The sequence below is a fragment of the Marinimicrobium agarilyticum DSM 16975 genome, assembly GCF_000423345.1.
Lineage (GTDB): Bacteria > Pseudomonadota > Gammaproteobacteria > Pseudomonadales > Cellvibrionaceae > Marinimicrobium > Marinimicrobium agarilyticum.
The window spans coordinates 59,906-81,681 of record NZ_AUHU01000006.1 but is presented as its reverse complement, the minus strand read 5'-3'; the positions used below and the strand labels follow the sequence as shown (position 1 = coordinate 81,681).

Here is a 21,776-nt window from a genome sequence, read left to right as displayed (position 1 = left end):
TATCCTATACAGTCGTGGGCCTCTCTGCGGCCATTATTGGGCCACTGGCTCAGGATTTCCACCCCTGCTGAGTTACACTGGGCGTTTATTCACACCGGGAACGACGAATGACCAATCGACGAGCACAGCAGATCCTCTGGCTGTCCCTGGCGGCCGCCTTGGTGACGATGGCCCTGAAAACCCTCGCCTGGGATCTGACCGACTCAGTGGGTTACCTGTCCGATGCGATGGAGTCCATCGTCAACCTGCTGGGGGCGGCCTTTGCGCTGGCCATGTTCACCTACGCTCGCCGCCCCGCCGATGAAGGCCACCCCTTCGGCCACGGCAAAGCCGAATATTTTGCCGCCGCCTTTGAGGGCGGGATGATCGTCATTGCCGCGGTCGCGATCATGATCGCGGCGGTGGAGCGGATGTTCAATCCGGAAACCCTGCAATCGCTCAATATCGGCACCGCGCTTGCCGTGCTCGCCAGCGTGATCAACCTGGTGGTGGCTCGCCTGCTGCTGAGCGTGGGCCGAAAGCTGCGCTCGCCGGCACTGGAAGGTGACGGCAAACACCTGATGACCGACGTCTGGACTACCGCGGGTGTCGTTTTGGGGGTGGCACTGGCTCAGTGGACGGAACAGCTGTGGTTGGACCCTCTGGTGGCAATCGGGGTGGCCATCCATATTGTCAAAGAGGGGGGTAGCCTATTGTTCAAATCCGCCAATGGTTTGATGGACCGCGCCCTGAACCCGGAAAAAGTCGCTCGTTTGGAACGCCTGCTGCAAGACACCGCGCCGGATACCTGTGCCTTTCACCGGCTGCGCACTCGCGCGGCGGGCGCGCAGCAGTTTGCCGAAGTGGATCTGCAGGTGCCGGGGGACTGGAGCGTGGACCAGGCTCATGACCTGGCCGACCTGGCGGAGCGTCAGTTGGCGGGCATTGGCGTCACCGCTACGGTTCACATCGAACCCTTGGGCGCCCACGGGATCAATGCTCGCCAGGGCGGTCGTTGAGCGACTATCCGCCGGGGCCTTCATCGCTGCGCGAGTCTGAGACGGAAGTGCGCACCTCATTGACCAGCGTCTGCAACGGTCGGGAGTGGAACTCTCTTCGATAGAGAACCACCACCACCAACGTGGTGGCGACGATAAATAGCCAGGTGTTGAACAGCCAGGGCAATACGGAGAGCGAAAAGTAGTAGGCCCGCAGTCCGTAATTATAGCTGTGGCCGGCCTGGTCAATGATCTTGGCGGCGCTGGAGGCGAATTGCGTCCGCTCTTCTTCGGTGACGGTCGCGTCGGTGGCCAAAGGCGCCGCGCCCAGCAAGATGGAGCTGAAGCCGTATTGGCGCACCGCCCAGGTGAGCGTAAAAAAGGCGTATACGTAGATCGATAACAGCAACAGGATTTTGAATTGCAGCTGGCGGGAGGTCATCTCTTTATTGAAGAACGGCAGTCCGGTCAGTGTGGCGTGAACCTGCTCCACCGACGCCAACACGGTAATCAGACCGGCGATCACAAATATCGATGTGGAGGCGAGAAACGTCGTCTGCCGCTCCAGGCCCGCAATCAGCGCCGTATCGCCGATGCGGTTTTCCCGCCGCAGCATGGCGTGCATCCAACGCTTGCGGTAGATCTGCAGAACGGAGGACAGGCTGTAGGACACGCGCGCCTGATGGCGGGCGAAGCTGGCGTAACCGACCCAGATGGCAAAGAACCAGAGGACGGCGGCCAGGTTTAACCAGTTGTGAGCACTCATTGTTGGGGTGGCTCCAAAAGCGGGACCTTGCCCGTCAGACGATACCTGTCGTTGAATGATACGTTAAAGATAGCTTGAAAACAGCCAGAAAAATGCATCCCGCAGCCGCTGCCAGAAAGGCCGGCGGTCCAGCTCCTCAAGAGTCAGAGCGCGACTCTTGCGCTGCGCCTCGTCCAGGTAACGGTGCAGCTCGGACGCCAGCGTTTTGTCGAACCACTCCACGCCCAGCTCGAAGTTAAGGCGCAGGCTGCGGGCGTCGAGGTTGGCGGAGCCGGTCATGGCGTAGTCGTCATCCACCAGAATCAGCTTGGTGTGGGCGAACGGGGCGCTTTTCAGGCGAACGTCCATTTCCCAGAGCAATAGCTCCCACAGCATATTGCGGGTCGCCCAGTCCACGAAGCGCAGGTTACTCCGCTCCGGCAGAATCACTTCCACCTTGACGCCGCGCAGCACGGCCGCCTGCAGTGCCGCGATCATTTCATGATTGGGCAAGAAATAGGGGACCATGATCCGGATGCGCTCGCGGGCGGCGGTAAACACACCGATCAACGTCATCGACAGATGGTTGAGGTTATCGTGAGGGCCGTCGTCAATCAGTCGGCAAAAGCTTTCTCCGGCAGGGGGGCAGGGTAACTCATCCAGAGCCGGAGAGTGGCCGGTCACCAGTTCCCAGTCGTGACAAAAGAGTCGGCTGAGCTCGGCCACCAGAGGGCCTTCGGCAAGAAAATGGACATCTTCGGTCGGGTCGGGGTTGTGCTTATCGGACACCATATGTCGAGCGTCGATATTGATGCCTCCGAAAAAGCCGAACTGTTGGTCAACAACGGCAATCTTGCGGTGGTTGCGCAGGTTTATGTCCAGCGAGGGCGGGATCAATGAGGGCGGGGTAAACAGGGCCACCTCAATCTCGGCTCTGCGCAGTTGTCGGACAGCAACACGCCAGGAGTAGCAGGTGCCAATGCCGTCGAGCAGGACGTAGACGGCCACGCCGCGTGCCTTGGCCTCGCTCAGCGCCCGGATAACCTCTTCGGCAACGCCTTTATAACCAAACAGGTAACTCGAGAGCAGAATCCAGTGTCGGGCGCCCTTGATAGCCTCCAGCAGCGCCGGGAAGAAAGCCTCCCCATTGATAAGCGGTCGCACCCGGTTGCCGGGCAATAGTGGCGACCCGGTCGCTCGCCCCCCCACTCTGGCGAGTTCGGGGTGGGGCAATTGCTTGGTCATGCCGTCCAGTGTCTGGGGCAGGGGTGGGCTGCTCCGGTCGTAGCCGAAAAACATCACCGGCAAATGGTGTCCTGCAAACAGTTGCGCTTTGGTGCGCAGCCGATTGATACCGAAGAGGAAATAAAGTAGCGGGCCGGCGACCGGGAAAACCAGAATAACGCCAATCCAGCCCAGAGCCGCGCGATGATCCCGTTTGTAGATCAGGGCGTGCACAGCGGCCACAGGCATGACGACCAAGTGAAATAGCGCGACAATCCAATAGAACATAAACCGTCCGTTTGGCTGATGAATCAGTCTCTGGGGGCAATGCTACCGCATTGGGCCCACAAAGAAATGACAGCGGAGTATCATACGGGTGACCGACCCGTCAGGTGCCGGTCACCACTTTGCCGATTGAACAGGATCACCACTATGCCCGATCCGATCTGGATCAGCCATCGAGGGCTGTGCGAAAGCGCCACGGAAAACACCGCCAACGCCTTTCGAGCGGCGCTCGAGGCGGGCTTCACCCACCTGGAAACCGATCTGCGGGTCACTGCCGATAATCACCTGGTGCTGGCGCACGATGAGACGCTCACCCGAGTGGCGGGGGTCCCGCTCAAGGTGACCGAAGCGACCCGAAAAGAACTGGAGGGGGTGAGGCTGCAAGGCGGCGAGCCGCTGCTGTTTTTCGACCAGTGGCTGGAGGAGTTTGGCGGCTATCACTGGATTCTGGATATCAAGCCGGAGCAGGGTCGCCGGACGCTGGAGGCGCTACTCGAACACTGGCAAGGGGACGCCCGTTCCCTGCTGAACGAACGGGCCCGGTTTCTGTTCTGGGACAATGCCCATCAGAAACTGTTGTTGGACCATCAGCCGGAAATTGAGTGCATGGCGCCCATGCCGGAATGTCGTCGCGCCGGGTTGGCATGCGTGACAGGCGCGACGCCACTGGCCGGTATCCGCGCCGGTGCGACCTATTCCCTGCCGCCCCGCTTGGGCGGGGTGCGCCTGTTGAAGCCGCAAGTGGTCGACCGTTATAAGCGTCGCGATGGTCGTGTGTTGGCGTTCTTGCCTGAAACCGAACAGGAAGCGGATTGGGCGTTGCGGGCCGGGGTGGATGAGGTGCTCACCAATTACCGGCCGCTATGAGCGGGGCTAAGCAAGACTCTTGCCCCGGCTTCTGTTAAGGTCTTCGCTCGGCGGGCCTGGCCTGATCGGGGCCGCCTATGACCATGGAGCACACAATGAATAATTCGCAACGAAATTTGAAGGACGACTTTGCCGAGCTTACCAAGCATTTCCCTCGTCCTAAAGGACTCGGTCTGGGGCTGCTGATTCCCCTCGTCCTCCTCCTTCTCTGGGGTGGTTTTACCAGCTTCTATACGGTTCAGCCCGAAGAGCAGGCCGTGGTGAAGCGGTTCGGTGCCGTAGTGAACATTACCGACCCCGGGCTGCACTTCAAAATCCCTTTTGGCGTCGACACAGTCGAGCGCGTGGCGTCGGCACGGGTACTGAAGCAGGAGTTTGGCTTTCGCACGGTCGGGCAGCGGGGCAACGAAGCCAGTCGCTACTCCCAGGCAGACTTCTCCGATGAATCCCTCATGCTCACGGGCGATCTGAATGTGATCGACGTCGAGTGGGTGGTGCAGTATCAGATCCAGGACCCGATCAAATACCTGTACCAACAGCGTGAACCTGACACCACTTTGCGGGACATTTCCGAGTCCGTTATGCGCCGCGTGGTGGGCAACCGTCTCGGCTCGGATGTGCTGACTGTCGCCCGGGTGGAAATCGCCCAGAAAGTGAGGGAAGAAGTCCAGCAGGTAATGAACAGCTACGACTCAGGCCTGCACATTATTACCGTTGAACTTCAGGACGTGGTGCCGCCCCAAGCGGTGCGGCCTGCCTTCAACGAAGTGAACGAGGCACGCCAGGAGCGCGAACGGATGATCAACGAGGCCACCAAAAAGGCCAACCAGCAAATTCCCCGCGCCGAAGGTGAAGCCTTGCAGCAGATTGCCGAGGCGGAGGGTTACGCCACCGAGCGGGTGAACCGCGCCTACGGGGAAACCGCCCGCTTCAACGCCATGATGGAAGAGTACACCAACGTGCCGGAAGTGACCCGTTCGCGGCTTTACCTCGAAGCCATGGGTAAACTGTTACCAAAGGTCGGCCAGGTGCTGATGGTCCAGGAAGATCAGGTGGGTCCTTTGCCCCTGATGAACATTCGTGATTCACGCCAGGAGGCCAAACAATGAAAACCGGAATATTGGGTGTAATTCTGGCGATCGCGCTGATCGTCGGTTTTTCCTCCGCCTTTGTGGTGGACGAGGCCGAGCAGGCCATTATCGTTCAGTTCGGTGATCCTCAGGGCGATGTGATCAGTGAACCGGGTCTGCACTGGAAGCTGCCGTTTATCCAGGAAGTGCGTCGTTTCGACCGTCGTCTGCTGATCTGGGACGGGGATGTGACCCAGATACCGACCCTGGGACGGGAGTTCATCCAGGTGGATACCACCGCCCGCTGGCGTATTACCGATCCGCTGGAGTTCTTGCGCAGCGTCCGGGATGAGCGCGGTGGCCGGAACCGGCTGGACGACATTATCGACTCAGTGGTGCGCGATATCGTCTCCGGGACCGAGCTCGAGGAGATCGTGCGTTCGAAAGACTGGAATGTCGACGTGGAAGATCTGGATGAAGTCGAGCAGGACCGGGACGATGTGGTGTTGACCAAGCAGCCCAAGCTGGGCCGGGAAAAACTGGAAGCGGAGATTCTCAAAAGCGCCGCCAAAATGACCCCGAGCCTGGGCATTGAGCTCATGGATGTGCGGATCAAACGCCTGAACTATATCGATTCAGTGCGCCGCCAAGTGGAGAATCGCATGATCTCCGAGCGCCAGGCCATTGCCGAGCGTTTCCGCGCCGAAGGTCAGGGCCGCAGTCTGGAGATTCTCGGGGAAATGGAGAAAAAGTTGCGCGAGATCCGCTCAGAAGCGGCCCGCACCGCCGAGGAAATTCGGGGTAAGGCCGACGCCGATGCCATCCGTATTTACGGTGAAGCCTTCGGCGCGGACCCGGAGTTTTACGCCTTCCTGCGTACCCTCGAAACTTACGAAGCGCTGGGCGACAACGCCACGCTGATGATTCGTGCAGACTCCGATTTCTTCCGCTACCTGGAAAGCAAAGAGCGCTGATCAGAACAGCGCGAGCGGCGGCTCGTTGAGAGCCGCCAGCTGCTCGCGCAGCTCCAGGATATGTTCACCCCAGTACCGTTCGGTATTGAACCACGGAAAGCTTCTCGGAAAAGCCGGGTCGTGCCAGCGGCGCGCGAGCCAGGCACTGTAATTCATGATGCGCAACGTGCGCAGCGCCTCGATCAAATTCAGCTCACCGAAGTTGAAATCGCAGAATTCCTGATAGCCCTCCACGATTTCCGACAGCTGAAGCGTCTGTTGCTCCCGCTCGCCGGATAACAGCATCCACAGATCCTGAACCGCGGGCCCGTTGCGGGCATCGTCGAAGTCCACGAAGTGTGGGGCATCGCCGCGCCAGAGGATATTGCCGGGGTGGCAGTCCCCGTGCAAACGGATGGGGGTGTACTCGGTTTCGGCAAACACCTGCTCGAGCCGACGAATCAGATCCGCCCCCAGGGTTTCGTAGGATTCGCGCAACCCACCCGGCAGAAAGTCATGACTCAACAGGAACTCGTAACTGTCGACGGCGAAGCTTTGGATATCCAGGGTGGGGCGCTCGACAAAGGCGCGCGTGCGGCCCAGGGCGTGAATCCGCCCGAGTACCCGGCCCAGGGTCAGCAGCGCGTCGAAGTCGTCCAGATTGGGGGCGTGGCCGCCCTGACGGCGGTAGAGCGCGAAGCGAAAGCCCTGGTACTCCCGCAGCGTTTTGCCTTCGGCATCGGGCAGCGGCGGAACGACCGACACTTCCAAATCCAGAAGATGCTGGGTGAAGTCATGCTCTTCCTGAATCTGCGCGTCGGACCAACGCTCGGGTCGATAAAATTTTGCGATGAGCGGTGGGCCGTCTTCCATGCCCACCTGGTAGACCCGGTTCTCGTAACTGTTCAGCGCGAGGATGCGCAGGTCACTGAGATAACCGGAGCTCTCGACCGCATCCAGAACCAGATCCGGTGAGAGCGCTTCGTAAGGATGTGTGCTCGGTATATCACTCATGGATGCCCTCCCAAACACGCATTGTAACGGTTATGGGAGAGCCTTTGTGAGTTCTGCCTCAGGCGTGCGCGCAATCGCCCAGACTTCCACAGAGGCCGCTCCCGCGTTTTTGAGTAGGCGGCTCAGGGCTCGCACGGTGCTTGTGGTGGTCACCACGTCGTCCACCAGTGCGACGCGTTTTTCAGACAAGGTGCCGGGAGCATTCGGGCGCAATTCAAACGCGTCCCGCAGGTTGTGAATGCGTGCCGTCCGGGTCAGGCCCTGTTGAGCCCGGGTGCGATGGCGTCGGCGACAGAGTCGGCTACGTACCGGCACAGACAGGGCGCGGCCGAGGTCCTTGGCCAGCAGTTCCGTCTGGTTGAACCCACGCTGGAAGCGGCGTGACCAGTGCATGGGCACCGGAACCAGCAGGTCCGGCCAGTCGGTCTCGTCCGTGTCTTGCCGCTCGGCCTGTAGATGCTCGATCAACAGCTCGCTGAGGGCGCGACCGGCGGTAAGCTGGCGCTGGTATTTGAAGGCGTGGATCAGGTGGTCCAACGGGAACTCGTAACTGCAGGCCAGTCGGCAGCGCTCGAAGGGCGGCGGCTCTTGCAGGCAATGGCCGCAGTAGTGGCTGTCCGTGTTCAGCGGCAAGGCACACAGGCTGCAGCGGTGCCGGTAACGGGTCAGGTACGGCAATTGAAAGCGACAGCCCGGACACAGGCGCTCGGTGCTGGGCAGATCACACAGCAGGCAGGGCTGGGGAGTTGAGGGAAATTGCGCCAAGAGTCCATTCCACATGGTGTGGGTCCTTCCTTGAGTAACTGTAAGCCAATGATGATCGAGCCGGCGCCCAAAGTCCATACCTGCGCCGACAACGGCGGCTGTAAACCAAAATGCCTTCTTTCGGTTGACAGCCTCCGCCGGCCCGCTAGTATAGAGGGCTTTTGGAACACTATCAGATTCGGGACCGAACCATGAACGCCATTGCCCAACCGCCGATTCGCCACGACTGGACCCGGGACGAGATTCTCGCCCTGTTTGATCTGCCGTTCAGTGACCTGATGTTTCAGGCCCAGACGGTCCATCGCACGCATTTCGACCCGAATCAGGTGCAGGTGAGCACCCTCTGCTCCATCAAGACCGGTGCCTGCCCCGAGGATTGTAAATACTGCCCCCAGAGCGCCCGCTACGACACCGGGCTGGAGCGCGAGCGCCTGATGGCGGTGGAGAAAGTGCTGGAAGAGGCGAAAGCGGCAAAGGCCGGCGGTGCCAGTCGCTTCTGTATGGGCGCGGCCTGGCGCAGCCCCAAGAACCGGGATCTCAACTACGTCACCGATATGGTCAAGGGCGTCAAGGCCCTGGGCCTGGAAACCTGCATGACCCTGGGCATGCTGGACGAGCAACAGGCCAAAACTCTGGCCGACGCCGGATTGGACTACTACAACCACAACCTGGATACTTCACCCGAATACTACGGCGAGGTGATCACCACCCGCACCTATCAGGATCGCCTGGAGACCCTGGATAACGTCCGCCGGGCCGGCATGAAAGTCTGTTGTGGCGGTATTGTCGGCATGGGCGAGGAACAGACCGACCGCGCCGGGTTGTTGCAGCAGTTGTCCAACATGCCGGATCACCCCGAATCCGTTCCCATTAACATGCTGGTGCGTGTGGCCGGTACGCCTTTTGCCGAAGAAGCTGAACTGGACCCCTTCGAATTCGTTCGCACCATCGCCGTGGCCCGCATCCTGATGCCCAAATCCCACGTGCGGCTCTCTGCCGGGCGGGAGGACATGAACGACCAGATGCAGGCACTTGCCTTCCTGGCCGGTGCCAACTCGATTTTCTACGGCGAAAAGCTTCTGACCACCGCCAACCCGGAAGCCAACAAAGACATGCAGCTGTTCAAGCGCTTGGGCATCAAACCCGAAGAGCGTGAAGTGCATGTGGACGACGCCGAGCAGGACGAAGTTGAGCTCGCCGGCGTGGTGGAAGAGGTCCGCAACGACCGCTACTTCTACAACGCCGCCAAGTAAGTTCATGGCCGGAGCTTCTCTCGACGCGGCACTGCGGCCCGCTCTGGAGGAGCGCCGGGCGCGCTCGCTCTATCGTCATCGGCGCACGATCGAGTCCCCCCAGGGCACTGAGGTCGTGGTGGACGGGCGTTCTTACATTGGTTTTTGCAGCAACGACTACCTCGGCCTGGCCAATCATCCGCAGGTCCGCTCCGCACTCAAAGCCGGGGTGGACGCGTTCGGCGCCGGAAGCGGCGCGTCTCATCTGGTGTGCGGCCATTCCCGCGAACACCATGCCCTGGAAGAAGAGCTGGCGGATTTTTGCGGACGCGAGCGCGCCCTGCTGTTTTCCACCGGCTATATGGCCAACCTGGGCACGGTGACTGCGCTGGTGGGGCAGGGAGATGGCATTTATGAAGACCGTCTCAATCACGCCTCCCTCCTTGATGCCGGACTGCTCAGCGGCGCCCGTTTTCAACGTTTTCCCCATAACGACACCGATAACCTCGACCGCCGGCTGGAACGGGCCGAGCAGCGCCGCAAGCTGGTCGTGGTGGACGGGGTCTTCAGTATGGATGGGGACTGCGCACCGCTGGCCACTCTGGCCGAGGTGGCCCACCGACATGACGGCTGGTTGATGGTCGACGATGCCCACGGCTTTGGCTGTCTTGGCGAACACGGCCGGGGGACGCTCGAAGCTCAAGGTGTGGAAAGCGCCGATGTGCCGGTCTACATGGGCACCCTGGGCAAGGCCCTGGGCACCGCCGGGGCGTTCGTGGCCGGCAGTGAGACCCTGATCGAAACCCTCATCCAGTTTGCCCGCCCCTACATCTACACCACCGCCTTGCCTCCGGCGGTGGCGGCCGCCACCCGCGCCAGCCTGCGTCTGGTGCAAGAGGAGGGCTGGCGACGGCAATCCCTCCAGGCCCGGGTCGCCCAATTCCGCAAAGGCGCCCGAGCGCTGGGGTTGACGCTGATGGACTCCCACACGGCCGTGCAGCCGCTACTGATCGGTGATGAGCGCCGGGCGCTGGCTCTGGCCTCGGCCCTGGAGGCGCGCGGTTATTGGGTCGTCGCGATTCGCCCGCCCACGGTGCCGGCCGGAAGCGCTCGCCTGAGGGTGACACTCAGCGCCGCTCATACCGAGGCCCAGGTCGATGGCCTGCTGGCCGCCCTGGGGGAGAGTCTGGCTTCGGTGGCGGGTCCGGAAAATTTGGAGAAACCGTGAACGAATCCATGATTCCCATCACGGCCCCCCGGGCGCAAAACGCGCCCCTGGCGGCCCATTACTACCCGGCGTTGAGTGCGACCGGGGAAGAGCCCATCGTGCTCCTGCACGGCTGGGGCTTCGACAGTCGCAGTTGGGAGCCGTTGCTGCCCCTGCTGCGGCAATTCAGTGATGTGATCGCCCTGGACTTGCCCGGTTTTGGGGACACCCCTGGGGATGGCGAATTTGAACAGGAGGCGGTCCTCGAACAGGTGCTGCAAAGCCTTCCCTCCCGGGTGACTCTGGTGGGCTGGTCCCTGGGAGGTATGCTGGCGGTGGCCCTGGCGGCCCGCTATCCAGAACGGGTGACACGCCTGGTAACTATTGCGAGCAATTTGCGCTTTGTCGCCGATCAACAATGGCCTCATGCCATGGCCGCGTCCGTGAACCGACGCTTCAACGAGGAATTCGAGCGCTCCGCTGAAAAAGGATTGAGGCGGTTTGTTGGTTTGGTGGCACACGGCGATGAACGGGAGCGGGAGCTGCGCGCGGCACTGGGGGCGCTTGAGCCCTGGCATCAGGCAACCGGCCGCTGGAGCGACGCCCTGCGGTGTCTGGCGGGGCTGGACAATACCGAGCACCTGGCCCGTCTACGCCAGCCCGGGCTGCACCTGTTTGGCGAGCACGACGCACTGGTTCCGCTGGCGGCGGCCGGGCCGATCCCGGCGCTCAACCAGCGCCAGCGCGTGTCGGTGGTCGCGGGCGCGGGGCATGCCCCTCACTGGAGCCGGCCCGAGCGGGTGGGGGAAAGTATCCTGCACTTTTTACGGCTGACCACCGGTCAATTGGACAAACGCCGGGTGGCGAACTCTTTCAGCCGCGCGGCGGGGAGCTACGACAGCGTAGCCCGCCTGCAGCGGTCGGTCGGGGAAACCCTGCTCAACCAGCTTGGCGGGCTGGCCCCGGAGCGGGTCGAGCGGATGCTGGATCTGGGGTGTGGTACCGGCTACTTCGCCGAACGGCTGGCCCACCGGCTGCCGAACGCCCAACTGATCGGGCTGGATATCGCTGAGGGAATGTTGAGCTTCGCCCGTCAGGAACGTTCTGTGCCCGCCGTGTGGCTATGTGCCGACGCGGAGGAGCTGCCCCTGGCGGACTCGAGTGTGGATCTGGTGTTTTCCAGCCTGTCGGTGCAGTGGTGCGAACATCTGCCCAGCCTCTTTGGCGAGCTCTGGCGCGTGCTCAGGCCCGGCGGTCAGCTGGTGTTTTCCACCCTGGGGCCCAGAACCTTATGGGAACTGAAGAGCGCCTGGCAGGCGGTCGATGGGTATGTGCACGTCAACCGCTTCTCCGCGGAGACGAGTGTGACCGGAGCCTTGGAGGGCGCGGGTTTTTCGGGGGTGGTTCGCGAGAGTGAAGAGCGCGTACTGAGGTACGACTCTCTGACGGAGCTGACCCGTGAGCTCAAAGCCCTCGGGGCGCACAACGTGAACCGCGGCCAGCCCGAAGGTTTGACCGGACGTCAGAAAATGACCGCCCTCAAGGCCGCCTATGAGGCATTTCGGGGCGAAGACGGGCGTCTGCCCGCGAGTTACGAAGTTTTCTATATCCGCGCTGCGAAGCCGGCTCTCCCGGCGCCCGAAGCGCCATCAATTTGAGAATAGTAGAGTTATGCCACGATCCGCTTTCTTCGTGACCGGTACTGACACCGGTGTGGGCAAAACCGCGATTGCCACCGGGCTGCTCCATGCGGCGGGCAGCGCCGGACTCAGCACTGCCGCCCTTAAGCCGGTGGCGGCGGGTTGTGAGCCGACGCCGGACGGCCTGCGCAATGAGGATGCCCTGGCCCTCCAGGCGGTGATCAATCGCCCCCTGGCCTACGAACAGATCAACCCGGTAGCCCTGGAACCGGCAATCGCGCCCCATATCGCGGCGTTGGAAGCGCGCCGCCCCCTCTCCGCCGATCGCCTGGCCGGCTATTGTCGGGGGGTGCTGGGTCAGGCGGACTTTACGTTGGTCGAAGGTGCCGGCGGTTGGCGGGTACCGCTCAACCCCGCTGAGACTCTGGCCGACCTCGCCCGCACGCTTGGGTTGCCGGTGATTCTGGTGATTGGAGTGCGCCTCGGCTGTATCAATCACGCCCTGTTGACCGCTGAAGCGATCGCCCGGGATGGCTTGCCTCTTGCGGGGTGGGTGGCGAATATTATCGATCCGGATATGCCCCGTCTGGGCGAAAATATTGATGCCCTGGGGCAGCGCCTGCGTGCGCCGTGCCTTGGCTGCGTGCCTTTTCTGGAGAATCCAGCGCCTGGTGCCCTTGCCGAGTATCTGTCGTTGGAGCCGCTAAAACTCTCCTGATATTCCGCCTCGTTCTATAAGCTCCCGTTTTAATCCTAAAAGCTCTGAAGGTTTGCCGGTTCTGACTGTTTTTTGAGCAGGTATCCGGCTAAACTATGGTGACGAAAGGTCCATGGGGCATCCACGCCTTGTGGCCATGCAGCCGTCCCCCTCGGACAACACACAGTGGGAGTGAATAATGGAAATAGGTGCAGCGGTTAACCAGGCGCTCATCGGCATGCAGCGCAGTCAGTCAGAAATGACCAGCTCGGCGCAACAGATTGCCGAAGCCTCGGCCGCGCCGGCCACCCAGCCCGCGTCGAGCCTCCAGATTGTCGAGCCGTTGTTGAATATCGAAGCGCAACAGCAGGTGTTCGACAGTTCGGCTCGTGTGCTTGAGGCCGCCGACGAGAATGTCGGGCGGCTGATTGACACCATGGCGTAAGCCATGATTCTGCGGAGCCAAGCGCAATGATGCCCATTCCTTCCAATTATGCCAATGCCGTAGCGCCCTACGCGCCTCTCGGCCGTGCGCCCGTTGGTCAGGAAATGGAAGATCTGCGTGCCAGCACCCTGAAGCCACTCGAGGAGTCGGCGGAATCTGCTCGCGGCGAGAACTGGCGCTCTCCCGATCAGCGTCCCGGAGAAGCGGAAGAACAGGCCAGGCTGGCGAAAGGTCGTGCTGATGCCGCTGGGCGCGACACCGGAGAGGGTGCCGAGCCGACGCGGAGCGATGACGATGTCATTATCTCCAGTGGCGGCCGGGCGGCGTTCGCCTCCGAAGCGGCCGCAGCGCCGACACAGACGAATGAGCGGCCCTTGGTATCCGCTCAGCAGGCGCGAGGCTCCGAGGCGCAGACCGTTGAAGACCGCGCGCGCGCCGAGAACGATATTCGGGCCAGCCTGGAGCGCCAGCAAGAGTTGGAGACCCAGAAAGAAGTGCGCGAACTCTCGGAGCGGGACCGTGAGGTTCGCCAGCATGAACAGGCCCACGCTGCCCTCGGCGGGCGTTATGCCGGGGCCCCGCAATACGAATACGAGCGCGGCCCGGATGGGGTCTCGTATGCGGTATCGGGCGAAGTGCCTATCGATACCAGCGCTGTGCCCAATGACCCCCAGGCAACCATCGAGAAGGCGCAACAGATTCGCCGCGCCGCGTATGCGCCAGCGGAGCCCTCCGATACCGATCGCCGTGTGGCAGCGCAAGCGGCCCAGATGGAGGCGGAGGCTCGGGCGGAGCTGAGGCGGCAGCAGGTGGAAGACGTTCGGGCCGAGGCCGAGAACTCATCGGAGGAAGCGGGCTCCGAAAACCGGATTCAATCTGAGACGACGGGCGAGAATCCTTCCGGGCGCGAAGAGCGCGAACGGGAGGCTCGCGATGATAGTCGCCAGGTGTTGGCCGACGAGACCCGGCGTCGCAATATTGATACCTATGTGCAGCTGGTCGAGCTGTCCGCATTGGTGGACAGTCGACAGCCGGGGGACCGTCTGGATCAACGTGTGTAGTCACATTTGCCGGCACTCATACCCCTGACATCCGCCCGGCAATCCCTTTATACTTCTTCCTCCCTGAATGTCGATCGCGAGCCAGGTTCGCGGCGTGCCTTGTTGGAGGCCTCTCGTGCAAAAACCCAAACTTTCCCCGGAAGATCAGGCCCGAGTCGATGCCGTCGTTCATCGTGGGGTCAATAGTGTGGAGCGCAAGCCCTTTCGCCCCTGGCTGCTGCTGGGCGTGATTCTGGTGGTCCTGACCGTCCTCAGTGGCATCAGTTACCTGATTGCCTGGACACAAGGCGTGGTTTAACGCGAAAGGAAGTTGGAATAGAGGGGGCCGGCCCGGGGTGGGCCGGCTGAACCATCGGGTGTTATTCCTCGACGGTAATGGTGACTTTTTTCGACATGACCGGGGGCGTATGGGGGCGGTGCATATGGTCACCCAGCAACAGTTGCAGGGTGTGCTTTCCGGGCTCCAACTCAACGGTTGTCTCGGTCTGGCCACCGCCGAAGTGCACGTGCTGGTCATCGGCCGGAATGGGTTTGTCCAGGGCCGGCAGCTTGTCCAGGTCGATCAGGAGGTGATGGTGACCGGTGCCCTCCCGCTCCACACCGGCGGGAGCCACGCCGGCGCCCTGAAGTCCGAACTTGATGGTGACGGGGCTGGTAACCGTTTCGCCGTCAGCGGGAGAGATGATATAGGCGTTCTGTGCCTGGGCGCTCAGGGCGAAAAGGCCCAGAAAAAAGGTGGCGGCCAGTGTACGCAGTGGGTGTGTCATGAAAAACCTCCGTGCATTAATGGAATTGACATCAATCCCGATCATTATAGGGTGGCTCCACTCGAGTCGATACCCGAACGGGCCGGTTAAAGTGTAAAGAAAGATAATCGGGCAAGTCCCTGGAAATAAACTGAAATCGGGGTTGACCCACCTGGGGGCTGCCCCTATAATGCGCCACCTCAGACGGGCAGAGACATGCTCTCTGAGTTGAAGTTGCGGGGTGGAGCAGTCTGGTAGCTCGTCGGGCTCATAACCCGAAGGTCGTTGGTTCAAATCCAGCCCCCGCTACCACTTTTCGGAAAGTTGATGAGGGACCTTTTTGAACGGTTTTCAGCTTTCCCAGTCGGCCTTTAAAGAAGCCGGCGCTCGAATAAGCCCCTGTTATGGGGCTTTTTTGTATTTGAAAAAAGGGGTGTTCCCCTGCCACAGAGGCCTGTGGCCGCAGTTTCAAAAAATGGGCCTCTGGCCCATTTTTTGTTTGGGCGGCACCCCGCCACACAGGTGATTTGTTTTCATGGCGTCCAAACAAGAACAGCTGCATGCGCTGATCGCGCCCGTTGTCGCGGCAATGGATTGCGAGCTCTGGGGACTGGATTTTCTCACCCAGGGCCGCTACTCCACCTTGCGTATTTATATCGATCGCCAGGGCGAAGAAGGTGTCATGCTTGAGGACTGCGAACGCGTCAGTCGTCAGGTGAGCAGTGTGCTGGATGTGGAAGACCCCATCAGCAATCGCTACACCCTGGAAGTGTCATCGCCGGGAATGGATCGCCCGTTGTTTACGCCCGAACATTACGGTCGCTACATCGGTGAGGTGATTGCACTGAAAACCCGCGCGCCCATTGCTGGGCGGAGAAAATTTAAAGGCCAGTTGAAGGCTGTAGAAGGGGACTCGGTGGTAATGATAGTGGACGGTGCAGAGCACGTTCTGTCATTCGGGTCGATTGAAAAAGCGAATTTGGTCCCACGCTTCTAGTCGTCTGTGTTGTCGGGCCATTAGAAGCCCTGCGGTGTCAGGTGAAGGAGTTTAACGAGGCAAGCTCATGAACAAAGAAATTTTGTTGGTCGCCGATGCGGTGTCAAATGAAAAAGGTGTGGGAAAAGAGATTATTTTCCAGGCCATCGAATCCGCGCTGGCCACGGCCACCAAAAAGCGGTTTGACGAAGATTCCAATATCGACGTTCAGATTGACCGCGCCACCGGCGACTACGAAACCTTCCGTACCTGGGAAGTGGTTTCCGATGACGTTTTGGCTGAGCTCGGTACCCAACTGACCACCGAAGAAGCGGCGGAAAAAGATCCCGATCTTCAGGTGGGTGACGTCTATCGAGAGAAGATCGAGAACGTCGAATTTGGCCGCATCGCCGCCCAGACCGCCAAACAGGTCATCGTACAGAAAGTCCGCGAAGCCGAGCGGGCCCAGATGGTTGAAGAGTATCGCGACCAGGTGGGTGAGCTGGTTAGCGGTACCGTGAAAAAAGTCACGCGCGATAGTATCATTGTGGATCTCGGCAACAACGCCGAAGGTCTGTTGCCACGCGATCAGCTGGTGGGGCGGGAAATTTTCCGCGTCGGTGATCGGGTACGTGCCCTGCTGCAGGAAGTGCGCAGCGAAGTTCGTGGCCCCCAATTGTTCCTGAGCCGCTCCTGCCCGGAAATGCTGATCGAGCTGTTCAAAATTGAGGTTCCGGAAATCGCCGAGGAAGTCATCGAGATCAAAGGCGCGGCGCGCGATCCGGGCCTGCGGGCTAAAATCGCGGTCAACACCAATGACGGACGGATCGATCCGGTCGGTGCCTGCGTTGGGATGCGCGGTTCGCGCGTCCAGGCGGTCTCCAACGAACTCGGCAATGAGCGGGTGGACATTGTTCTTTGGGACGATAACCCGGCCCAGTTTGTGATCAACGCCATGTCGCCGGCCGAAATCGAATCCATTGTGGTGGATGAAGATGCCGGTTCAATGGACCTGGCCGTCAGCGAAGACAACCTGGCCATGGCCATCGGCCGCGGCGGGCAGAACGTTCGCCTGGCCTGCGAGCTGACCGGCTGGGACATCAACGTGATGAGCCTGGAAGAGTGGCAGTCCAAGCAGGAAGAGGAATCCGGCAGCTATATCGAGCTGTTCATGAACGCGCTGGATGTGGATGAAGACATCGCTGGCGTGCTGGTCGAGGAAGGCTTTACCTCGCTGGAAGAAGTGGCTTATGTACCGCTGGACGAAATGCTGGCCATCGAAGGGTTCGATGAAGACATCGCCGAAGAATTGAGAGCGCGCGCCAAAGACGCGCTGCTGACCCAGGCCCTGGCCTCGGAAGAACAAGGCGACTCGGAGCCGGCGGAAGACCTGCTGAATATGGAGGGCATGGATGAGGCCCTGGCCAAGACCCTTGCGGGGCGCGGCATCGTCACCATGGAAGATCTGGCCGAGCAGGCGATTGATGATCTGCTGGAGATCGAAGGCATGGACGAAGAGCGCGCGGCGGCGCTGATTATGAAAGCGCGCGAGCCCTGGTTTGCCTGATTCCTGAAGCGGTTATTCAGGTCGAGCATCGCGGGCAACGAACAACACTGAGGAAACATAATGGCAGAAGTAACAGTTAGCGAACTCGCCAAATCTGTGGGCGCACCGGTCGAGCGTTTGCTCAAGCAAATGCAAGAGGCTGGTCTGAGCCAGAAAACCGAAGACGCGCTGGTGTCTGACGAGGAGAAGCAAACTCTGCTGACTTACCTCAAAACCAGCCACGGCGAGTCCTCGGATGGGCCCCGGAAAATTACGCTCAAGCGCAAAACCACGACTACCCTGAAAACGGGCAGTGGCTCCGCGCGCAAAACCGTTAACGTGGAAGTGCGTAAGAAGCGCACTTACGTGAAGCGTGATCCTCAGGAAGCTCAGGCGGAAGCTGAGGCCGAAGCGCAACGGGTGGCGGAAGAAACCGCGGCTGCGGAAGCGGCGCGCATCGAAGCGGAACAGAAGGCGGCCGAAGAAGCGCAAAAGGCTCAGGCCGAAGCCGAAGCCTCGAAAGCTGAAGCGGAAAAAGCCGAAAAGGCATCGACGGAAACCGACGCCGAGAACAAGACCGAAGAGGCGGCAAAAGAGTCGGAGGCCGAACCCGCGCCGTCTCGCCCCTCTTTTATCGACGATGCGGAAGAGATTCGTCTGCGCGCGCAGGAACGTCGTAAGGCCGAAGAAGCACAGCGCGAAGCCGAACTGAAGGCGCAGGAAGAAGTCCGCAAGGCCCAGGAAGCGGCCCGTGCGGAGCGCGCCGCCGCCGTGGTGGATGCGCCGACAGGGGACAAAGACGATCCCAAACAAGGCAAAAAGAAAGATCGCCACGTCAAGGAGTTTGACGACGACGAGGGCTCCAAGCACCGTAAACGCGCCGGCAAGGGCAAGCGCGGTATGGGCCCGAAGAAAAACTCCAAGGCAGATTTGTACGCCATGGTGGCCGAGGAAACCGAGTCCCAAGAGGTCTTGGCGCGTCGTCGCAGTGTGCGTGCGGCCCACAAAGCTTCCAACAAACATGCCTTTAAGAAACCGACAGGTCAGATTATTAAAGACGTAGATATTCCCGAGATCATCACCGTCGCCGATCTGGCGCAGCGAATGAGCGTCAAAGCGGGCGATGTGATCAAGCGACTGATGAAGATGGGCGTGATGGCGACCATCAACCAGCCACTGGATCAGGAAACCTCACAGCTTTTGGTAGAAGAATACGGTCACAACCCGGTTCTGAAAAGCGAGGACGAAATCGAGCACAAGCTCGAAGAAGAGCTGGAGATCCAGGGCGAAGGCCAACCACGGGCGCCAGTGGTTACCGTTATGGGCCACGTCGACCACGGGAAGACCTCTCTGCTTGACTACATCCGGAAAACCAAAGTGGCCTCCGGCGAAGCCGGTGGTATTACCCAGCACATCGGTGCCTATCGGGTGCATACCGCCCACGGCGATATCGCGTTTCTGGATACCCCGGGCCACGCCGCGTTTACCGCCATGCGTGCACGCGGCGCCCAGTGCACCGACGTGGTGATTCTGGTGGTGGCCGCCGACGACGGCGTTATGCCACAGACCGAAGAGGCCATTCAGCACTCCAAGGCCGCCGGTGTGCCCATCGTTGTCGCGATTAACAAATGCGACAAAGAGAACGCAGACCCGGATCGGGTAAAAAATGAATTGGCCGCGAAAGATGTCATTCCGGAAGACTGGGGCGGTGATACCCAGTTCATTGAAGTCTCCGCTCATACCGGTGACGGCGTCGAAGCGTTGCTCGAAGCCGTGTCGCTGCAGGCGGAAATTCTGGAGCTCAGGGCGGTGGCCGATGCTCCCGCCCAGGGCGTAGTGGTTGAATCCAGCGTCGAGAAAGGCCGCGGCGTGGTGGCGACCCTGTTGGTGCAGCAGGGTACGCTGAAACACGGCGACCTGGTGCTTGCCGGGCAGAGCTACGGTCGTGTCCGCGCGATGACCAACGAACTGGGTCAGCAGGTCAAAGAGGTTGGCCCATCCTCGCCGGTGGAGATTCTGGGTCTGGACAACGCGCCCAGTGCCGGCGATGACTTTGCCGTGCTTGAAGACGAACGCAAGGCTCGCGATGTGGCTGAGTTCCGCGTCGAAAAAGAGCGCAAGGAGAAGCTTCAGCGCCAACAGGCCGCCAAGCTGGAAAACATGTTTGCAAACATGGAGTCCGATCAGACCAAAGTGCTTCCGGTCGTGGTCAAGGCCGACGTGCGCGGTTCTCTGGAAGCCCTGCAATCTTCACTGGCTGAAATTGGCAACGAAGAGGTCGAAGTCAACATCGTTTCGTCCGGCGTTGGCGGCATTACCGAGAATGACGTCAACCTGGCGGTGACCTCCGGTGCCATCGTGTTCGGCTTCAATGTCCGGGCATCCGCCGCCACCCGCCGCCTGGCCGAGGCCGAAGGTGTGGAAATTCGCTACTACAGCATCATCTACCAACTGCTGGATGATGTGAAAGGCGCCCTCAGCGGTATGCTGGAGCCCGAGCGGGTGGAAACCATCGTCGGTATTGCCGATGTACGCGAAGTGTTCAGTTCGCCCAAGTTCGGCCAGGTAGCCGGCTGTATGGTGACCGAAGGCACGGTCTACCGGAACAAGCCCATTCGCGTGTTGCGTGACAATGTTGTGATCTTTGAAGGTGAGCTGGAATCCCTGCGTCGCTACAAAGATGACGTCAACGAAGTGCGCAATGGCATGGAATGCGGTATTGGTGTGAAGAACTACGACGTAAAAGTCGGCGACCAGATCGAAGTTTACGAAGTGAAGGAAGTCGCTCGCAACCTCTGATCCGGGACCGATTCCAGGCAGCAGCCCCGGTGACCAATGGTCGCCGGGGCGCTCTTGTCTTAATACGCCGCTAAAATTGAGTGAGGTGAGTGGGCGATGCCCAGAGAATTTACGCGCGCGGACCGGGTGTCCGACGCCATCCAGCGACTCCTGGCAAAACTGATTCCGCAGGAAGTGCGCGACCCCCGTATCGGAATGGTCAACATCAACGATGTGACCGTTACCCGGGACATGGCCTTTGCCAAGGTCTACGTGACCTTCGTCGGCAGCGAGAGTGACGAGCAGGGCCTTGAAGGCGCCAAGCGCCTGAATGGCGCCGCGGGTTTTTTACGCACCTTGCTGGCCAAGGAAATGAATATGCGCACGGTGCCCCGGTTGCAGTTTCTCTACGATAAAACCGCGATCCGCGGCCAGGAACTGTCCAGCCTGATTGACCGCGCCGTGGCCGATGACCGGGCCCGGCACCGTCGGGAGGAAGCCGACGGGCAGAATGACTCCGACGGGGAGGATTGATGGGGCGTCGTCGCAAAGGTCGCCTGGTTGACGGCGTCCTTTTACTGAACAAAGCGGCAGGCATGAGCTCTAATCACGCACTGCAACGGGCCAAACGCCTGTTTTTTGCTGCCAAAGCCGGCCATACCGGCAGTCTGGATCCTTTGGCTACGGGTCTGCTGCCACTGTGTTTTGGTGAGGCCACCAAGTTTTCCCAGTTTCTTCTGGATGCCGAAAAAGGCTACCAAAGCACCTTCAAGCTGGGTGTGGTGACCAGCACCGGTGATGCCGAGGGCGAAGTGCTGCACGAGGCGGATGCCTCCGGCATTACCCGGGAGCAGGTGGTTGAGGCTCTGGCGCGGTTCGTGGGCGACATTGAACAGGTTCCGCCCATGTATTCCGCTCTGAAGCTGAACGGCCAACCCCTGTACAAGCTGGCACGAGAAGGAAAGGAAGTCGAGCGCCGGCCCCGGCCAGTCACCATTTTCAAACTCGAACTGCTGGATTTTCGCCCGGGGCCGAAGGCCGAAGTGGATGTCGAAGTTTTCTGTTCCAAGGGCACTTACGTCCGTACCCTGGCCGAGGACGTCGGTCAGGCTCTGGATTGTGGGGCCCGAGTGGAGCGCCTGCACCGCACCCGCAGTGGTCCGTTTGACGTGGCGAACGCCATCAGCCTAGACGAGCTGGAAGAGGAAAGAGGTGACGGATTGGCGGAGCACTTGGACCATCACCTGCTGCCGCCCGATACCCCGGTGGCGGAATTACCGGCCCTGACCCTGCCCGCCGACAGCGGCTACTACTTCCGCCAGGGCAACCCGGTGATGGACCCCCAGGTCTATCGCCTGGGCGATGAAGGTGATATGGTGCGGGTCTTTGTCGCAGGCGGCGAGAGCCCGCAGTTCCTGGGCCTGGGCGAGCTTGATGATGAGGGCCGCGTGGCACCCAAGCGCATTGTGGCCGCGGCTGTGGCGAGCTGACCGAGCGATAATGTGAAACGACGCTAGCGCGTCCCGACCCTGTTCGCCAGCTTCGGCT

General features: G+C 60.8%; 21 protein-coding genes and 1 tRNA gene. 17 read left to right on the top strand and 5 right to left on the bottom strand.

Translation table 11 applies throughout. From position 1 onward, the window contains the following. Window positions 1-107 precede the first annotated feature (107 nt). Entirely contained in the window at window positions 108-998 is an 891-nt protein-coding gene (locus G547_RS20570) for a cation diffusion facilitator family transporter (RefSeq protein ID WP_051235028.1), read from the top strand. Between the two features lie 4 nt (window positions 999-1,002). On the opposite strand, the gene G547_RS0107555 is transcribed toward G547_RS20570, so the two are convergent. Both G547_RS0107555 and G547_RS0107550 read right to left on the bottom strand, forming a co-directional pair. Beyond that, window positions 1,003-1,743 carry a DUF599 domain-containing protein gene (locus G547_RS0107555; RefSeq protein WP_027329330.1) on the bottom strand — a complete coding sequence of 247 codons (741 nt, stop codon included), beginning with the start codon at window positions 1,741-1,743 and terminating at the stop codon, window positions 1,003-1,005. Window positions 1,744-1,806: 63 nt separating this feature from the next. Continuing rightward, window positions 1,807-3,234 (bottom strand): phospholipase D-like domain-containing protein, encoded by a 1,428-nt coding sequence (locus G547_RS0107550; RefSeq protein WP_036187637.1) that lies wholly within the window; start codon window positions 3,232-3,234, stop codon window positions 1,807-1,809. A 144-nt stretch (window positions 3,235-3,378) separates the two neighbouring features. Here G547_RS0107550 and G547_RS22600 point away from each other — a divergent pair, with 144 nt between their 5' ends. The 3 genes from G547_RS22600 to hflC all read left to right on the top strand — a co-directional run bounded on the left by G547_RS22600 (window position 3,379) and on the right by hflC (window position 6,142). After that, window positions 3,379-4,098: a glycerophosphodiester phosphodiesterase gene (locus G547_RS22600; RefSeq protein ID WP_051235026.1), complete on the top strand. Its 720-nt coding sequence runs from the start codon at window positions 3,379-3,381 to the stop codon at window positions 4,096-4,098. A 95-nt stretch (window positions 4,099-4,193) separates the two neighbouring features. Continuing rightward, window positions 4,194-5,207 carry an FtsH protease activity modulator HflK gene (hflK, locus tag G547_RS0107540; protein ID WP_027329328.1) on the top strand — a complete coding sequence of 338 codons (1,014 nt, stop codon included), beginning with the start codon at window positions 4,194-4,196 and terminating at the stop codon, window positions 5,205-5,207. Next, entirely contained in the window at window positions 5,204-6,142 is a 939-nt protein-coding gene (hflC, locus tag G547_RS0107535) for a protease modulator HflC (RefSeq protein WP_027329327.1), read from the top strand. The genes hflK and hflC overlap by 4 nt, the downstream gene beginning before the upstream one ends. On the opposite strand, the gene G547_RS0107530 is transcribed toward hflC, so the two are convergent. Together G547_RS0107530 and G547_RS0107525 are read right to left on the bottom strand one after the other, a co-directional pair. Further along, complete coding sequence (locus tag G547_RS0107530) at window positions 6,143-7,135, bottom strand: serine/threonine protein kinase (protein WP_027329326.1); 993 nt, start codon at window positions 7,133-7,135, stop codon at window positions 6,143-6,145. Between the two features lie 30 nt (window positions 7,136-7,165). Next, complete coding sequence (locus tag G547_RS0107525) at window positions 7,166-7,915, bottom strand: ComF family protein (protein ID WP_245573418.1); 750 nt, start codon at window positions 7,913-7,915, stop codon at window positions 7,166-7,168. A gap of 176 nt (window positions 7,916-8,091) precedes the next feature. On the opposite strand from G547_RS0107525, the gene bioB reads away from it, so the two are divergent. The 7 genes from bioB to G547_RS0107490 all read left to right on the top strand — a co-directional run bounded on the left by bioB (window position 8,092) and on the right by G547_RS0107490 (window position 14,480). Beyond that, window positions 8,092-9,153, top strand: coding sequence for a biotin synthase BioB (gene bioB, locus G547_RS0107520; RefSeq protein WP_027329324.1), 1,062 nt, complete (start codon window positions 8,092-8,094; stop codon window positions 9,151-9,153). A 4-nt stretch (window positions 9,154-9,157) separates the two neighbouring features. Beyond that, complete coding sequence (gene bioF, locus G547_RS0107515) at window positions 9,158-10,360, top strand: 8-amino-7-oxononanoate synthase (RefSeq protein ID WP_036187634.1); 1,203 nt, start codon at window positions 9,158-9,160, stop codon at window positions 10,358-10,360. After that, the gene (gene bioC, locus G547_RS23010; RefSeq protein WP_245573417.1) at window positions 10,357-11,997 is read left to right on the top strand and encodes a malonyl-ACP O-methyltransferase BioC; all 1,641 of its coding nucleotides are present in this window, start codon (window positions 10,357-10,359) and stop codon (window positions 11,995-11,997) included. Before bioF ends, bioC begins: the two co-directional genes overlap by 4 nt. A 13-nt stretch (window positions 11,998-12,010) precedes the next feature. Then, window positions 12,011-12,697 carry a dethiobiotin synthase gene (gene bioD / locus G547_RS0107505; protein WP_027329321.1) on the top strand — a complete coding sequence of 229 codons (687 nt, stop codon included), beginning with the start codon at window positions 12,011-12,013 and terminating at the stop codon, window positions 12,695-12,697. Window positions 12,698-12,875: 178 nt separating this feature from the next. Next, window positions 12,876-13,121 (top strand): hypothetical protein, encoded by a 246-nt coding sequence (locus G547_RS0107500; RefSeq protein WP_027329320.1) that lies wholly within the window; start codon window positions 12,876-12,878, stop codon window positions 13,119-13,121. Between the two features lie 26 nt (window positions 13,122-13,147). Then, the gene (locus G547_RS22590) at window positions 13,148-14,182 is read left to right on the top strand and encodes a putative metalloprotease CJM1_0395 family protein (RefSeq protein ID WP_051235024.1); all 1,035 of its coding nucleotides are present in this window, start codon (window positions 13,148-13,150) and stop codon (window positions 14,180-14,182) included. Window positions 14,183-14,297: 115 nt separating this feature from the next. After that, complete coding sequence (locus G547_RS0107490; protein ID WP_245573415.1) at window positions 14,298-14,480, top strand: DUF3094 family protein; 183 nt, start codon at window positions 14,298-14,300, stop codon at window positions 14,478-14,480. Window positions 14,481-14,541: 61 nt separating this feature from the next. Here the strand turns inward: G547_RS0107490 and G547_RS0107485 are convergent, their stop codons facing one another. After that, the gene (locus tag G547_RS0107485; RefSeq protein WP_027329318.1) at window positions 14,542-14,949 is read right to left on the bottom strand and encodes a DUF4399 domain-containing protein; all 408 of its coding nucleotides are present in this window, start codon (window positions 14,947-14,949) and stop codon (window positions 14,542-14,544) included. A gap of 214 nt (window positions 14,950-15,163) precedes the next feature. Here G547_RS0107485 and G547_RS0107480 point away from each other — a divergent pair. The 6 genes from G547_RS0107480 (at window position 15,164) to truB (ending at window position 21,718) form a co-directional block, all read left to right on the top strand. Further along, window positions 15,164-15,240: transfer RNA gene (locus G547_RS0107480), tRNA-Met, on the top strand. A gap of 223 nt (window positions 15,241-15,463) precedes the next feature. Next, window positions 15,464-15,925 carry a ribosome maturation factor RimP gene (gene rimP / locus G547_RS0107475; RefSeq protein WP_027329317.1) on the top strand — a complete coding sequence of 154 codons (462 nt, stop codon included), beginning with the start codon at window positions 15,464-15,466 and terminating at the stop codon, window positions 15,923-15,925. A 67-nt stretch (window positions 15,926-15,992) separates the two neighbouring features. Then, a complete protein-coding gene (nusA, locus tag G547_RS0107470; RefSeq protein WP_027329316.1) occupies window positions 15,993-17,471 on the top strand; it encodes a transcription termination factor NusA in 1,479 nt (492 codons plus the stop codon). Between the two features lie 60 nt (window positions 17,472-17,531). Further along, window positions 17,532-20,249, top strand: coding sequence for a translation initiation factor IF-2 (infB, locus tag G547_RS0107465; RefSeq protein ID WP_027329315.1), 2,718 nt, complete (start codon window positions 17,532-17,534; stop codon window positions 20,247-20,249). Window positions 20,250-20,345: 96 nt separating this feature from the next. Then, window positions 20,346-20,762: a 30S ribosome-binding factor RbfA gene (rbfA, locus tag G547_RS0107460; protein ID WP_027329314.1), complete on the top strand. Its 417-nt coding sequence runs from the start codon at window positions 20,346-20,348 to the stop codon at window positions 20,760-20,762. Beyond that, entirely contained in the window at window positions 20,762-21,718 is a 957-nt protein-coding gene (truB, locus tag G547_RS0107455; RefSeq protein WP_027329313.1) for a tRNA pseudouridine(55) synthase TruB, read from the top strand. The genes rbfA and truB overlap by 1 nt, the downstream gene beginning before the upstream one ends. Window positions 21,719-21,776 lie beyond the last annotated feature (58 nt).

Bases quoted from the DNA above. Each gene is read 5' to 3' on its own strand.
- G547_RS20570 (WP_051235028.1), top strand. From the start codon at position 108: ATGACCAATCGACGAGCACAGCAGATCCTCTGGCTGTCCCTGGCGGCC.
- G547_RS0107555 (WP_027329330.1), bottom strand. From the start codon at position 1,743: ATGAGTGCTCACAACTGGTTAAACCTGGCCGCCGTCCTCTGGTTCTTT.
- G547_RS0107550 (WP_036187637.1), bottom strand. From the start codon at position 3,234: ATGTTCTATTGGATTGTCGCGCTATTTCACTTGGTCGTCATGCCTGTG.
- G547_RS22600 (WP_051235026.1), top strand. From the start codon at position 3,379: ATGCCCGATCCGATCTGGATCAGCCATCGAGGGCTGTGCGAAAGCGCC.
- hflK (WP_027329328.1), top strand. From the start codon at position 4,194: ATGAATAATTCGCAACGAAATTTGAAGGACGACTTTGCCGAGCTTACC.
- hflC (WP_027329327.1), top strand. From the start codon at position 5,204: ATGAAAACCGGAATATTGGGTGTAATTCTGGCGATCGCGCTGATCGTC.
- G547_RS0107530 (WP_027329326.1), bottom strand. From the start codon at position 7,135: ATGAGTGATATACCGAGCACACATCCTTACGAAGCGCTCTCACCGGAT.
- G547_RS0107525 (WP_245573418.1), bottom strand. From the start codon at position 7,915: ATGTGGAATGGACTCTTGGCGCAATTTCCCTCAACTCCCCAGCCCTGC.
- bioB (WP_027329324.1), top strand. From the start codon at position 8,092: ATGAACGCCATTGCCCAACCGCCGATTCGCCACGACTGGACCCGGGAC.
- bioF (WP_036187634.1), top strand. From the start codon at position 9,158: ATGGCCGGAGCTTCTCTCGACGCGGCACTGCGGCCCGCTCTGGAGGAG.
- bioD (WP_027329321.1), top strand. From the start codon at position 12,011: ATGCCACGATCCGCTTTCTTCGTGACCGGTACTGACACCGGTGTGGGC.
- G547_RS0107500 (WP_027329320.1), top strand. From the start codon at position 12,876: ATGGAAATAGGTGCAGCGGTTAACCAGGCGCTCATCGGCATGCAGCGC.
- G547_RS22590 (WP_051235024.1), top strand. From the start codon at position 13,148: ATGATGCCCATTCCTTCCAATTATGCCAATGCCGTAGCGCCCTACGCG.
- G547_RS0107485 (WP_027329318.1), bottom strand. From the start codon at position 14,949: ATGACACACCCACTGCGTACACTGGCCGCCACCTTTTTTCTGGGCCTT.
- rimP (WP_027329317.1), top strand. From the start codon at position 15,464: ATGGCGTCCAAACAAGAACAGCTGCATGCGCTGATCGCGCCCGTTGTC.
- nusA (WP_027329316.1), top strand. From the start codon at position 15,993: ATGAACAAAGAAATTTTGTTGGTCGCCGATGCGGTGTCAAATGAAAAA.
- infB (WP_027329315.1), top strand. From the start codon at position 17,532: ATGGCAGAAGTAACAGTTAGCGAACTCGCCAAATCTGTGGGCGCACCG.
- rbfA (WP_027329314.1), top strand. From the start codon at position 20,346: ATGCCCAGAGAATTTACGCGCGCGGACCGGGTGTCCGACGCCATCCAG.
- truB (WP_027329313.1), top strand. From the start codon at position 20,762: ATGGGGCGTCGTCGCAAAGGTCGCCTGGTTGACGGCGTCCTTTTACTG.